The organism is Limnothrix sp. CMB-01 (assembly GCF_055193175.1).
In genome coordinates, this window is record NZ_CM143720.1 from 62,515 (window position 1) to 77,215 (window position 14,701).

General features: G+C 52.0%; 7 protein-coding genes. 3 read left to right on the plus strand and 4 right to left on the minus strand.

The genetic code is table 11. The features are described 5' to 3' along the window. Positions 1–65: 65 nt before the first annotated feature. Entirely contained in the window at positions 66–5,501 is a 5,436-nt protein-coding gene (locus ACZA91_RS00315) for a trifunctional serine/threonine-protein kinase/ATP-binding protein/sensor histidine kinase (protein ID WP_463184144.1), read from the minus strand. An 822-nt stretch (positions 5,502–6,323) separates the two neighbouring features. Continuing rightward, a complete protein-coding gene (locus ACZA91_RS00320; RefSeq protein ID WP_190530530.1) occupies positions 6,324–7,421 on the minus strand; it encodes a Fe(3+) ABC transporter substrate-binding protein in 1,098 nt (365 codons plus the stop codon). 537 nt (positions 7,422–7,958) lie between these two features. On the opposite strand from ACZA91_RS00320, the gene ACZA91_RS00325 reads away from it, so the two are divergent. After that, complete coding sequence (locus tag ACZA91_RS00325; protein ID WP_463184146.1) at positions 7,959–9,047, plus strand: S66 peptidase family protein; 1,089 nt, start codon at positions 7,959–7,961, stop codon at positions 9,045–9,047. A gap of 11 nt (positions 9,048–9,058) precedes the next feature. Here the strand turns inward: ACZA91_RS00325 and ACZA91_RS00330 are convergent, their stop codons facing one another. Together ACZA91_RS00330 and ACZA91_RS00335 are read right to left on the minus strand one after the other, a co-directional pair. After that, positions 9,059–9,967: a sensor histidine kinase gene (locus tag ACZA91_RS00330; protein WP_463184148.1), complete on the minus strand. Its 909-nt coding sequence runs from the start codon at positions 9,965–9,967 to the stop codon at positions 9,059–9,061. 510 nt (positions 9,968–10,477) lie between these two features. Continuing rightward, positions 10,478–10,798, minus strand: a complete 321-nt coding sequence (locus tag ACZA91_RS00335) for an STAS domain-containing protein (RefSeq protein ID WP_099535598.1) — start codon at positions 10,796–10,798, stop codon at positions 10,478–10,480. A gap of 611 nt (positions 10,799–11,409) precedes the next feature. On the opposite strand from ACZA91_RS00335, the gene ACZA91_RS00340 reads away from it, so the two are divergent. Together ACZA91_RS00340 and ACZA91_RS00345 are read left to right on the plus strand one after the other, a co-directional pair. Next, positions 11,410–13,980 (plus strand): peptidase U32 family protein, encoded by a 2,571-nt coding sequence (locus ACZA91_RS00340; protein WP_463184149.1) that lies wholly within the window; start codon positions 11,410–11,412, stop codon positions 13,978–13,980. 79 nt (positions 13,981–14,059) lie between these two features. Next, complete coding sequence (locus ACZA91_RS00345) at positions 14,060–14,650, plus strand: hypothetical protein (RefSeq protein ID WP_463184151.1); 591 nt, start codon at positions 14,060–14,062, stop codon at positions 14,648–14,650. Positions 14,651–14,701: the final 51 nt, after the last annotated feature.

The following is a 14,701-nucleotide window of genomic DNA, read 5'->3' on the forward strand; positions in this document are numbered from 1 at the left end:
TTGGGGCGAAACGATTCATGGGGGCGATCGATGAGCCATGCATTCGATGCGCAATTGATTACAGGTTAATTGGGACGCTCGATCGGCAAGCTAATCAAAAATTCTGTCCCCTGACCAACCGTTGATTTCGCCTCCAAACTGCCCCCATGGATATCCACCACAATTTGGCGGGCGATCGCCAATCCTAGCCCCGTTCCGCGACCCACTGCCTTAGTCGTAAACGCCTGGTCAAAAATCTTGCCGATAATTTCCTCAGGAATTCCCACCCCGTTATCAGCGATCGTGACTTGAACAGTTGCTTGGTCGGAAGTGACGCGAATGGAAATTGCCTGAGCAGCGGCGGTTAATGCTGCAAAACTATGCCCTTGACTGGCCTCATCCAACGCATCGATCGCATTGGCTAACAAATTCATAAACACCTGGTTCAGTTGCCCCGGAAAGCAATAAATTTCGGGCACTGGATCGTAATTGGTGGCCACATGAATCGCTGGTCGGTGATCATTGCCCTTCAGACGATGGCGCAAGATTAAAACCGTGCTGTCAATGCCTTCACGCACATCAAACAATTGCTTGCTTTCCGTATCCGCTCGGGAGAAGGTTCTCAAACTCTTGCTGATGGCACGGATTCGATCGCCACTTTCCTTCATGGCCCGAATCAGTTGCATGGCATCATCGCGCACATAGTCCAAATCCACTGCTTCCAATTCTGCTTGAATTTGGGCGCTGGGATTCGGTAACTCTTGAGCATAGAGATCTAGCAAGCTCAGAAGATCTTCAATATAGATTTGGGTTGCGTCAATGTTGCCAATAATGCAGCCGATCGGGTTATTAATTTCGTGGGCTACCCCTGCCACTAAACTTCCCAAAGCCGACATTTTTTCACTTTGAACTAGCTTTAATTGTGCTTGCTGTAAGTCCGTAAAAGACTGTTGTACCTGCTGATAGAGCTTGGCATTGTTGAGAGAAATGGCTGCTTGCGTGCAAAGGAAGTTGAGAATAATCACTCGATCGTTGGTGAAAACTCCAGCGGTTAGCCGATTTTCCAAATACAAGCAACCCAATAATTGCCCCTGATTCAAGATAGGCAAACAGAGGACGCTCTTCGGTTGATGTTGATTTAAATAACTTCCGATTACTGGTAAATCCGTAACCAAATCATCAATAACAATCAGTTCTTGGGTATTTTTTACATACCGAATGAGCTTGGCCGGCACTTGACTGTGATCGGTTAAAGGATCATTTCCCAGTTGGGTCGATTTCAGTGTGGCCGTAGCACGCACTTGCCAGCTTCCACGATCATCAGCCAACACCAAAACGCAGCGTTCTGCTCCGGAATTTTGCAAAATAATTTGCGTGAGTTGACCCAACAATTCTTCTAATTGAATAGTGCTAGAAAGGGCCTGTGACGCTCGCAAAATGCTAGCAAAGTCCAAGGTTTGATTAAGCCGAGCGCTGCTGGCACTTTTGCGCGTGCTGCTGTGGATGGTCGGGTTAACCGAAGTAAGGGTCATCAACGTGTTGAGAAAGTCAACTGAGGTGGAACTCGCCTGAAGAATTGGTCGCAACAATTTGGGATAGCGAATTTCCAGATCTCGAATTTTGGCTTTGGCTCCCCAGCGGGCATAGCAATAGTAGGCTTCCTGGAGATAAACGGCGGCAATTTTCTCCTTACCCCAACTCATATAAAACTTCGCAGCCAGTTCATTGGCCAGGGCCTCTTCCTGGAGATAGCCCATGCCTTTGGCGTTGGCGATCGCCCAATCATAGGACTCGATCGCCTCAGGATATTGATTGGTGAGGCGATCGGTTTCCGCCTTCACCAAGAAGTAAAGGTGCAAGAAGTTTTCGGGACAATTATCGGCCCAAATTTTGAGCTGATCACGATAGCGAATAATGGTTGTCCAATCCCTGGCTTTTTGTTCTTCAGGGGTTTGCTCATATCGAGCCGCTAAGAGCAGTGCATAAACAAAACAGTGATGAACATAGGGCAATAGTCCTTGAGGAGCCACATTAATAATTTCTGATTCCGCCTGCTGACCGTAATAATAGGCCTCTTCCAGTTGATCAAAAATCAAAAGAACTTGGGTGCGCAGGATATTGAAAATGCAAATAACTTGCCAGTTTTTGTGAATCCGGCATTGCTCTAAGTAGGCTAGCTCTGACTGAATTTTGCCCCAGCCGATCGATAAATCCGTTGGGTCATATTCCGGGTCTAGGAGATTGGCAACCACCGACAGACCCCCTAACATCAGATCGATCGCCCACTGATTTTTATGCTTGCGACTGAAGTTTAAATATTCTGTAATTTCATCAAATAGTTGATCTAGGGGCAGGCTTTGATAAAACCGGCAATACATGTTGTGACCAAAAGCATAGGCCGCGTATTGCAAATTACTCGATTCCAGCCCCACTCGATAGGAAGATAAATAATCTTCCGTGGCGATTTTGAGGGGATCTGACCAATGGCGTAAGGAACTGCCAATCATCAGATAAGCCACACTTTCAGCGGACTTATTATTAAAAGCCTGAATTAGCTGAAGGGTAATATCCAGTAATTGATCAGTGCCTTGATAGTTATTTAAAGCATAGCCCCGCAGTCCACCAAAAGCCGGGTAGATGTAGCCAATTTCCGGTGTATTGCCATATTGCAAACAAAGATTCACTGCCTTGGCACAAATGACCGACCACAGCCGTTGATGGGAACGATAGGTGGGTGGCCCCATGCTAATTAACAGCTTGATCGCCATTTTTTGCTCCGGCTCAGTCATGATCGGTAACTGAGTCAGCACCTCAAAGGAATTATGATTGGCCAATGTTTTTGCTTGGCCTAATTCCTGGGCTAGGGCCGCTTCCAAGTGATCAACAGGCAGATCAATATCCAGGAGGGCTAAGCCTTGGCGGCCCGCTTGAATCGCTTCGGGATATTTGGCTTGCAAGGTATATTGCAAGATCGACATGTTGTAAACATCGGCTTTTTCTAAGGAAGTTTTCGCCTTGCCCAAGGCTCTTTGAATCCAGATTTCTGCTGCTTCCAGGTTGCCATTCAAATATTCAATTTCTGCCCGTTCTTTATCGAGCCTAAAACTGAGGTCATAGTCCTTTTGGACGATCGCCTCCGGTAACAACTCGATCGCCGTGCGAATATAGGTCAATGCGGCGGCATAGGCGGTGGCGGCTTTGGCCTTGCAACCAGCTAAGAAATTTAATTGGGCTAATTCTCGCTGTTGGTTGGGTGCTGCAATGAGCGCTTGACCCACGTTGAGGTGGTTAACAATTTCAAAGATCCGCTCTTCCCGATCGCGCTCTGAAAGTTGCTCCAACAGTAACTGACCCACACAAAGATGGGTTGCCTGTTTTTGGTCGTCATCAATCAAGGCATAGGCCGCCTGTTGAACACGATCGTGCAAAAAGCGATAAACAGCCCGATCGCTCACTGTGGTTTCTGTTTCTGTCGCTTCTGGTGTTTCTTGACCTAAATAGAATTTATAAACCTCGCTTTGGGGCAAAATTAATCCCTCTTGCAGCGCTTTCCAGAGGGCTGCGGCGGTCTCCGTTTCTGACTGTTCAGAAACAATAGCCAAGGTGCTCAAATCAAACTGGTTGCCAATACAAGCGGCTAGCTTCAAAACTCCTTGGGTAACCGCAGGCAACTTCTGAAGCTGCAAGGCCATAAATTCCACCACATTGTCCGTTAAAGACAGGGTGCTGATGGGTGCTAAATCGCATTCCCAAACGCCTTGCTCTCGGTCAAACAAAATATAGCCATCTTCTTTGAGAGCCTTCAAAAATTGGGCCGTAAAGAAAGGATTACCTTGAGTACGAAGATAAATTAGCTCCGTCAGCAAGCGCGATCGATCCAAGCCGCAATGCAAAGTTTCCGCCACCAACTGGTTAGTATCGCGAAACCCTAGGGGAGCAAGGGTGATTGTTTGCAGCGTGACCTCTGCTTTTTTCAGTTCCTCAATGGTCAGCATTAACGGATGGGCAGACGAGACTTCATTGTCTCGATAGGTTCCCAATAGCAAAAGATAGGGATGACCATCCATCAAAATCTTAATCAGTTGCAAAGAGGCCGAATCAGCCCACTGCAAATCATCCAAAAATAAAACCAGGGGATGGGTCGCTTGGGTAAAGATTTGGAGGAAATTCTGAAAGAGCAAATTAAATCGATTTTGAGCCGCCGCGCCGGATAACTCCGGAGCCGGTGGTTGCGAACCAATAATCCGCTCTAGCTCAGGAATCACGTCAATCAGTACCTGCCCGTTGGTTCCCAGGGCCGTCAAAATTTTAGTGCGCCATTGGGCAAGTTGTTGGTCAGATTCTGAGAGAAGCTGCCCCATCAAATCTCGAAACGCTTGAACAAAGGCCGAAAAAGGAATATTGCGATTAAATTGATCAAACTTTCCCTTAATGAAGTAGCCCCGTTGCCGCACGATCGGCTTATGGACTTCACTAACCACGGCAGTTTTGCCAATGCCGGAAAATCCCGCCACTAACATTAATTCCGAGGCTCCCTGGGCCACGCGATCGAACGCATCTAAAAGGGCTTGAACTTCTGTGTGGCGACCGTAAAGTTTTTCAGGAATCAGGAATCGATCGTTTAAGTCCCGATCGCCCAAAGAAAAAACCGCCACCCGTCCTTGAAGGGCATATTGGTTGAGACAATGCTCCAGGTCATGCTTCAACCCCAAGGCACTTTGGTAGCGATCCTCCGCATTTTTGGCCATCAACTTGTTGACAATTGCCGCCACCATGCCAGGAACCTGAGGGTTCAACACATCCACCGCTGGCGGAATTTGCGTCATGTGGCAATGAATTAGCTCCAGCGGATCTTGACCCTTAAACGGTAATTCCCCCGTCAACATTTGATAGAGCGTGACTCCTAGGGCGTAAAAATCAGCTCGATAATCGATCGCCCGGTTCATGCGCCCCGTTTGTTCTGGAGCCAAATAGGCGAGGGTTCCCTCCAGACTTTTAGGACTTTGGAGGGATTGCGTTTCCTTCGGCAACAGAGAAGCAATTCCAAAGTCAATTAATTTGACTTGCTTGGAAGTGGGGTCAATGAGAATATTAGTTGGTTTAATATCTTTATGAATAACTCGATATTGATGCAATTCATGGAGAATTTCAACCAAACGAACTGCAATTCCTAGAATTTCAACAAGAGTGACTGTATTATCTTGAAGATATTGAGCAAGGGAAATTGCTCCAAAATCTTCCATCACCAACCCGTATCCATTGCCGTAGGGAATGAGGCTAAGGGGGTGAACAATACCATCAATGGGTAAGTTTTTGGTGACCGTATATTGATTGCGAAACTGGACTAATTCTGCAAAACTTGGATATTCCTGAGACAAAACTTTAATGATGACCGATCGCTGGGTTGCCTTTTCCACTGCGCGATAGACCAGTGTTCTTGTGCCTTCATACATCAGCTCAAGAATCTGGTATGCCGGAAGATGGGCGATCGCTGGGTTGGTGGAACCGGGCGCACTCGTCATGGGTTCAGACTCAGGGGAAGTAGTGTTACGGGAATTTCATCAGAAGCCCGAAACTTGAGTTTAGGTCACTGTCCTAGTTACTGCTTTAGTATAAAGAAAAATTTTGATTTGCCATCCCTCACTCCTAACCAAACTGGCTTTTAAAATGAGCGTTGACTAAACCAATTCTCATTTAGCTTGATCAGGGTTTTTGCCATTTTGAGAGACCGAGACTGTAAACAAAAACCTTCATTGTCTCGTTTCAGATTTTGATCAAGAAAGTGAGATGACTGTCATTATTGAACGAAATGATTCTGAATGAATTTCAGATGCTTTCTCAGATAATTGTAATATTTCTTCAATATTTTCTAAAGATTTTGCCCTGGCGAGATCAACAGATTCACTATTAATCGAGACAGGCTTGTAACTTTTTTTACATTGCAAATTTAAGTTTTGAATCAATTTTTAGGGATTATGAGTTTCCGCCTCAGCAACCTGGCTAAAAAAGCTACATTGCACCTGCGGAGATAGTATGAATTGGCTTGGCAAATGCAAGCTGCAACTGAGCGATCGACAATAGCTCACTAGTTAGCAAAATTCAGTGACTTACTGAAAGACTTACTGAAACGATTTCGCGGCAGTTTGCACAAGGCACGCTGGATTTTTGATCCGATGACTGGATCTCATGGATCAATCTAATAAGTTAAGTTAATTAGTCAACTTGATTGGGCGATCGAGCGGCAATGGCCATGAACCCATGACCACCCCCGCAGGGTCTGAGGCTCGAAGGCACTCAAAACCAGAGGAAGCGATCGGGGAGTGGGTTCCTGGCCCATGGCAACGTTACTTCCAACCAGCGCGATCGAGCAGTTTGAGCGCCACCTCGTTGTTGCGGCCAAAGGTGGTGGCGCTCACGGTGGATTCCTTGAAAGTGCCCAGCTTGGCCAGATCTGGATCCAGCGCCACACCCTTCAGCACGGGATATTCGTGGTTGCCCTTGGCAAAGAGTTCCTGGGCTTCGGGACTCAGCAAATATTCCATGAACTGAATCGCCCCTTCGGGGTTACGAGCATTTTTCACCAGGCCCACGCCGCTGATGTTGATGTGGGTTCCCCGATCGCCCTGGTTTGGGAAACAGACTCCAATTCGTTGGAAGGCGGTGCGCTCTTCCGGTTTGGTGGACTTGGCCAAACGCACCAAATAGTAAGTGTTGGAAATGGCGATCGAACCAATGCCCGCTGCACAGGACATGATTTGCGCCGTGTCATTGCCTTCCGGTGGCCGCGCAAAATTCGCCACCATGCTGCGGGCCCATTGTTCCGTCTTGGCCTCGCCATGGACAGCAATCATTTCCCCCACCCAGGACAGGTTGTAGATGTTGCTGGAGGTGCGCACCAGAATTTGGCTGCGCCACCGGGCATCGGCCAGCGCTTCATAGGTGTTGAGTTCCGAGGGTTGCACCTTTTCCTTGTTGTACATAATCACGCGGGCCCGCTTCGACAGGGCAAACCACTGGCCTTCCGGGTGGCGCAAATTTTCTGGGACCGCGCTGTAAAGGTTGGGGGCCTGGGTGGGGGTCACCGGCTGAAACAACCCTTCTGCCGAAGCCCGCCATAATCGCCCCGCGTCCACTGTTAGCAACAAATCTGCTGTGCTGTTGCTGCCCTCTGCTTGGATCCGCTCAATGAGCTTGTCGGCATCATCGGAGATGTATTCGATTTTGATGCCGGTTTTGCGTTCAAATCCTTCATAAACAGCCTTGTCGCTGTCGTAGTGACGGCCGGAATAGAGCCGCAACACTGTTTGGCTGGATCCATTGCTGGAACTGCCGTTGGCGTTGTTGGAAGTGGATGAAGATGGGGTGCAACCCTGGGCGATCGCAACGGCGGCGGTGGCCATTGAGCTGGTCGCCAAAAAGGCGCGGCGGGTCAAACGTCTCATGGAAGCTGGCAATGTCGGGTTGATGAAAATCCGGTTCGGGGTGGTTGTCAGTCTGGGCAGGGAGATCGGCTGTTGTCGTGACCCAATTCCAGGGTCTACCCCGAGGGCGCTGAGCGCCTGGGATGGTGGGTCGATCGAGGATTGCTGATGACTGCTGGCGATCGCACCTCGGCCGGATAATCGGCGTTTTAATTGAAGTATGAGCCTAGCATTATTGCAATTAATTCTCAGTCTAGCTTAACAAAAGATTGTCTGAAGCTAGGACTGGGTAATGGATGATCATGGAATTATGAAATCAATCACTAGACCTTTTGTATCAATCAAGACCCTCACTCTAAATCCCTCTTCCAAGTTCGGAGAGGGACTTGATCGCCAGTCCCGAGATCTCTGTAACGCAATGGTTCTGGCTCCCCTTCGCCCTCCCTGGGAGAAGGGGTTGGGGGATGAGGGCTGCTAGCCGATTCGTGTAAGAAGTCTACTGAGCAGGCTGCGGAGCCGTTCTCATTTCTATTCATAACTTTTTTCAAAAAGCGATTAATGATGATCAACCATGGGCGATCGCGCCGGTTTTGGCTTAGGGGTTTGGGTGCTCTGGCCCTAGCTACGCAAATCGACGGCCGATCGCTGGCTAGGGCGGCAGATTCTCCCTTGTCGCCATTGCCAACGGCTAACCCGTTGCGGCCTCTGCTGCGGCCGCGATCGCTCCGACCCGGCGACACGATCGCGATTGTGGCTCCGGCGGGGCGCGTTGCGGCAGCCGACCTACAGCAGGGCTGGCAGTGGTTGACTCAGCAAGGATTTCGGCTGGTTCCGGGGCGACATTTATTCGATCGAGATGGTTACTTGGCCGGGCGCGATCGGGATCGGGCGGCGGATTTAAACCGGGCCTTTGCCGATCCGCAAGTGGCGGCAATTATTTGTGCGCGCGGTGGGTGGGGCTGTGCGCGGATTTTGCCCCTGCTGGATTGGGAGTTGGCGCGATCGCACCCCAAAATTCTCCTGGGCTTCAGCGACATCAGCGCCCTGTTGTTGGCCTATTACGAGCGATCGGGCTTGGTCACGTTCCATGGCCCCGTGATCGCTTCTCGCTGGAATGCGTTTTCCACGGCCGCTTGGCAACAGGTTTTGATGGCAGGGACAGCGGCCACCCTCCAAAATCCGCCCCAGCAAACCCACCGAGTGATTCACCCCGGCCAAGCCCAGGGCCCCTTGGTGGTGGCGAATCTGTCGGTGTTGGCGGCCATGGTGGGATCCACCTATCTTCCCCAGTGGGCGGGCAAAATTTTGGTGGTGGAAGAGGTGGGCGAGCCGGTCTATCGGGTCGATCGCCTGTTGTCGCAACTGAAGCTGGCGGGTTTGCTGGATCAGTTGGTGGGGTTCGTGTTTGCCCAATGCACGCGCTGCGAGAGTCCGGGCGATCGGGAGCCGGCCCTTTCCCTTAACCGCGTGCTGGATGATTGGATTCGCCCCTTGGGAATTCCCAGTTGGCAGGGGTTGGCCCTGGGCCATGTGCCCGATAAGCTCACCCTCCCGATCGGGATTCCGGTCGCGATCGATGCCGAACGGGCCACGCTGCAATTACTGGAAGCCCCTGTGGAACTGCGGGAACCTCTCGATCGCCGTTAGCCCAAATTCCCCTAAGCCAAGGAAACCTTGCAGAGCAGTTCCATGCCGTTTTCGCTTGAAGTAGCCGTTAATTGCCCATCCATCGACTCGATCGCCAACTGAGCCACCCACAGGCCCATCATCGGTGATAGCTGACTGTGGGCCGCCATCGCCCGCAGATCGGCCACACTGTGGGCAACGGACATTCCCGGATCCATCAAGTCGATCGGGTCGCTCCAGGTTTCCAGCGCACAGGTGGTTTGGATTTGAATCTGAACCGTCTGCTCAATCACGGAGGTGCGCAGGGTAATTGGCCCCTTGTCGCCAATCTGGGCAAGCTGTGTGATCAAACCATCCACCACCAATGCCAAGGCCTGGCGCATTCGTTTGGAATCCACCCACACATCCACCTCGGGCGGTTCCTCAAAATCCAAGCCAATGTTGCGGTTTGCCGCCTGTAAATAGGTCAACCCTTCCACGTCATCCAAAATGAGGGACAGGGCAACAACCTGAAAATCTGGCTCAATGGCTCCGCTATTAAATTTGGACACTTCAATCAGGCGATCGAGCAAATTCACCATCCGTTGAGCCGCTTGGTTGGCATCGGCCACGCACTGGCGTTCCTCCTCCAAGTCATCACACAGATCGTTCAAAATCATTTGGTGCAGCCCGATCGCGCTGCTCATGGGCGATCGCAACTCATGGGCTGTCCGGGCCAAAAATCCCGCCTGAAACGCACCCCACTGTTTCGCCAAATGATAGGCAGCAGCTAAGGCTGAAGTGTCCGCATTTGGCGGGCTGGTGTTTTGGACTTGATCGATGTTGGATGGCTCGACGTTGGATGGATCAGCATCCTGGGCATCGGCATCGGCATCGGCACTGGCATCGGCACTGGCAGCATCTTTTTCGGCATCCAGTGAGTTGGCTGCAACCTCAGCCATTTCCGAATGGAGCCCAGGATAGGTTCCCGCCGCGATCGGCTGCATGGGCGCGACTGGCAAGATTTGCGATGCGGTTGCTTCAGGTGTTTTGGGTGATGATGCCGGACTGGTTGAGCGTCGCAGCGCCCCATAAAACCCAATGCCGATCCCTACGATCAAACTCGTCCAGTCTGGCCAACTCATGACTGCGCTTTCATTCCGCTAGTTGAACTAGGGCCGATGCAAATGCTCAAATCCAGTGTTTCGGCCTAGGGTTGCAAGTTGGTGTTCCAAATTCCAGGGTTCACCAAAGATTCACCGGCAGTTCACTAGAGATGCAAATCTAGACCGGCCCTCGCTGGGGCTTTGTGGAGGGGCCACATGGGCGATCGCCCCATCCGCCTGCCTTGGTTTTGGAGACTCCGCCACAGCGTTGATGCCTAGCATTGCACAGGGATCTTGCAGATTCATAGGATTTTCGCCCATAACTCACTGCCAGTCCCCAGGGGCGATCGAGCCTTCAATCGAACTTTAAAGGGAATTGAAATGCTCCATGAACGACTCCTGGTCGGGATAGATTTCAAATACCCGATCCATACTTGTCAGGTCAAACAGCATCTTCACTTGGTCATTGATTGAGCAAAGATAAAGCTTGGCTCCGGCCGATCGAGCCGTTTTCAAGGCTAAAACCAGGGCCCCCAGTCCCGAACTATCCATGAAAGACACATCTTGAAAGTCAACCAGGATATGTTGCATTCCTGATTGAACCTGATCGCTCACTTCTTGACGGAAGGGGCCAGCTTGTTTGCCGTCCAAAATACCGAAAGGCTGCACGATGCTTAGGCGATCCATTGCTGCTATTTAGGAATTGACACGCTAGGGACTTCAAACGATCGATCTGGGCCAGGGGAGCAAACACCGGCTCGATCGAACCAGAACCTGCACCCGCTGCCAGAATTCTCAGAACAACCTGACTAAGACAGACTAACTGACCCGGGCAGATTGATCCGTATGAACTGGTCGGTATGAACTAATCAGCACAGGCTAATTAGCACAGACTAATCCAAACAGATTGATCGAGGTGACTGATCAGGGCGGCTGATTGATCACGGTTGATCACTAACCCATCATGCCTAGCCCATTTCAGGCTTCCACGCAACTCTGCACACCATGCCACTCTGCACAACTTCCATGCAACTGAAAATAATTCAACGAAACTGAGGGCCGCGAAAGGTGATTGCAGCCCACGCAAGTCCACCGCGATCGCGCCCACAGGACTTCAGCGGGAACTGCCTGCCCAACATCCCAACATCCCAACATACCGATTGCGGTACTTTTTCCTGATACTGGTCATTGAACCTTTCAAACGAATCCACCAGCAGCTTTCAACCCCCATCATGCTTTCTTCGTTGCCCGACGCTCAGCAATCCGATGTTCCATGCTCCACGCGCCCAGAGGATGTGGTGACAGCTTCGCGGCCCTTGGGGCGGCCGGAGTTGTTGGCTCCGGCGGGCAATTGGGACTGTGCGAAGGCGGCGGTGGAAAACGGGGCCGATGCGATTTATTTCGGCCTCGATCGCTTCAATGCGCGAATGCGGGCCGAAAACTTCACGGAAGCGGATTTGCCGGAGCTGATGGCCTGGCTGCATCGGCGCGGGGTGAAGGGCTATGTGACGATCAACACGCTGATTTTCACCGATGAGCTGGCGGAGGCGGAGCGCTACCTGAAGTCGGTGATTGCGGCGGGGGTGGATGCGGCGATCGTGCAGGATGTGGGGTTGGTGCGGTTGATTCGGCATCTGTCGCCGGATTTTCCGATCCATGCTTCAACGCAAATGACGATCACCAGTGCGGCGGGGGTGGCGTTTGCGCGGAATTTGGGTTGCCAGTTGGTGGTGTTGGCGCGGGAATGTTCGATTCGGGAAATTGAGAAAATTCAAACCCAGTTGGGCGATCGGGGCTTGTCTTTGCCGCTGGAGGTGTTTGTGCATGGGGCCCTTTGTGTGGCCTATTCGGGCCAATGCTTGACCAGTGAGGCGCTGGGTGGGCGATCGGCTAATCGGGGGGAATGCGCCCAGGCTTGTCGGATGCCCTATGAGTTGGTGGCCGATGGACAGGTGGTGGATTTGGGCGATCGGGACTATCTGCTCAGTCCCCAGGATTTGTCTGGGTTGCCGGTGCTGTCGGAGTTGGTGGCGGCGGGGGTCAGTTGCCTGAAAATTGAAGGCCGGTTGAAAGCGCCGGAATATGTGGCCAGCACCACAAGAATCTATCGCCAAGCGCTCGATCGGGCGGTGGCCGCCGTGGCCAACCCGGTAGACAAGGTGCTCCAGCCCCTTGCTCCATCGAGATCGCAGACACAAGCACCGCGATCGGCTGAGTCGGCCGATCGCTACGAATTGGAAATGTCCTTTTCTCGTGGTCTATTCACGGGCTGGTTTGAGGGCATTAATAACCAAGCGCTGGTGCATGGGGAATATGCCAAAAAGCGCGGGGCCTATTTGGGCGAAGTGGTGCGGGTGGAGGGCGATTGGTTGTGGGTGCGATCGACTGGTTTGCACCTCAGCCCTGGCGATGGCATTGGCCTGGACGGGCCCGGCGGCGAACAGGGCGGCCGCATCTGTGAGGTGCGGGAACCGGGACGATCGGGCGAGCTGTGGGGGTTGCGGGTCGATCGCTTCAGTAGGTTGGATTTGCGACGGGTGCGATCGGGCGATCGGCTGTGGAAAACTTCCGATCCGGAACTGGAAAAGCGGGTGCGCCAAACCTACGCGGGCGAGCAACCCAAATTTCAGCGCCCGATCGCCATTGAATTCCATGGGGTGCTGGGTCAGCCCGCCACCGCGATCGCCCGGGACGAGTTGGGCCACATTGCCCAAGTGGTGTCCACCATGCCCCTGGCGGCGGCAGAGCGCCAACCCCTCACGGCCGAGCGGCTGCAAGACCAGTTTGGTCGGCTGGGCAATACGGCTTTTCGGCTCGATCGCTTTGAGCAACAACTCAGTGGCGAGGTGATTTTGCCCGCCAGCGAGCTAAACCGGATGCGGCGAGACTTGGTGGCTCAACTGGAACAGCAGCGGGCCCAACCGCCCCGTTGGACATTGCACGCCACGGCGCGATCGCGAGACCTTTGGCCCGCCATGGGCGATCGACCGGCTCCAAAGCCAGCCCAACTGTCGGTTTTGGTGCGCAACCGGGCCCAACTGGCCAGCGCCATGGCCGCCGGAATCGATCGGCTCTATTGCGAATTAGAAGATCCGCGTCAATATCGATCGCTGGTGGAATGGTTTCGCACCCAAAAACAATCGGATCAACAAACCCTTTGGGTTGCGCCCCCTCGGATTTACAAAACCGGTGAAACCTGGATTTTGCAGCAAGTTCGCAACAGCAATGCGGATGGCTATTTAGTGCGAAATTATGACCATCTCAACTTCTTTGCCCAGGATCGCTGCATGGGAGATTTTTCGCTGAATGTGGCCAACCCAATCGCCGCTAGCTATTTTCAGCAAGAATTTCAACTGGCCGGCCTCACAGCCTCCTACGATTTAAATGCCGATCAATTGGTCGATTTGCTGAAAGCCTGTCCTCCCGACTGGTTGGAAATTACGATTCATCAGCATATGCCCATGTTCCATATGGAGCATTGCGTTTTTTGTGCTTTTTTGTCCACCGGAACCGATCACACAAACTGCGGTCGTCCCTGCGAAAAACAAACGGTTACCCTGCGCGATCGAGCTGGGGTGGAGCATCGGTTACAGGCGGATGCGGGCTGTCGAAACACGGTGTTTAATGGGGTGGCACAGACGGGTGCAGAGGTGGTGCAACGGTTAATCGCATCCGGGGCCCGGCGATTCCGGTTGGAGTTTCTAAATGAATCGCCCGATCGGGTCAGTCACTCGATCGCCCGCTATCAACAACTCCTGCGGGGCGAAATTTCCGGCACTGAACTTTGGCAAGATTTGCAACTGTCCAGCCAACTAGGAGTCACGCGCGGCACGATCGGGAAACGAGAGCGATCGCAATCTGGCCGCTAGTATTTTGCGCCAATCAGCCAAAGATCTTCATCCTTCAACCCCTTTTTCCTCATTTCCCCACTTTTCTTTAGTCACTGGTATGACCCATCTCAAGCAAGCTCGTTGGATTAATTTTTGGCAATCGATCGCCCTTGCGGCTGCCGGTCTTTGCATTGCCATGGCGATCGCTCATTTGCAACCAGCCAATGCCACAGAGCCGATCACCCCTCAAAACACCGTGAATTTGATCAGCGAGAATCCTGGCGATCGGCTTGCGCAAACCACGCCGGCCTTGCCTGAACAGCCCATGACAAAACGGCAACTGATCGCCGCTGTTTTGCAAGAATTGGGAGTTGCTGAACGCTACGATCAATATTTGGGAAATGCTGTAGACTTAGCCGTTTCGCCCAACCAGTCCCTGAAATTTATTAACTGGTTGAATGATGTGCTCAAGGAGCGGGCCGGCTGGAAAACCGTCGCCCTCACTTACAGCCGTCGTCTCGATAGCCAGTTTTCTGAAACCGAGCTTCAGGAGCTGCTGAGCCTAGCGCAAAATCCCACGCTGCGCAAACTGTTTCGATCGGAACTCGAAAATTATGGCAACACTGCCCGCGATCGGCGAATGTTCCTGTTCCGAGTTTGGGAAGACTACAACAATGGCAACATTCCCGTTCCTGAAGGCATGTTTTAGAGGGAATTGATTGGTTAGGAATTACTAATTGCTCAGAGTTTGATCAATCAG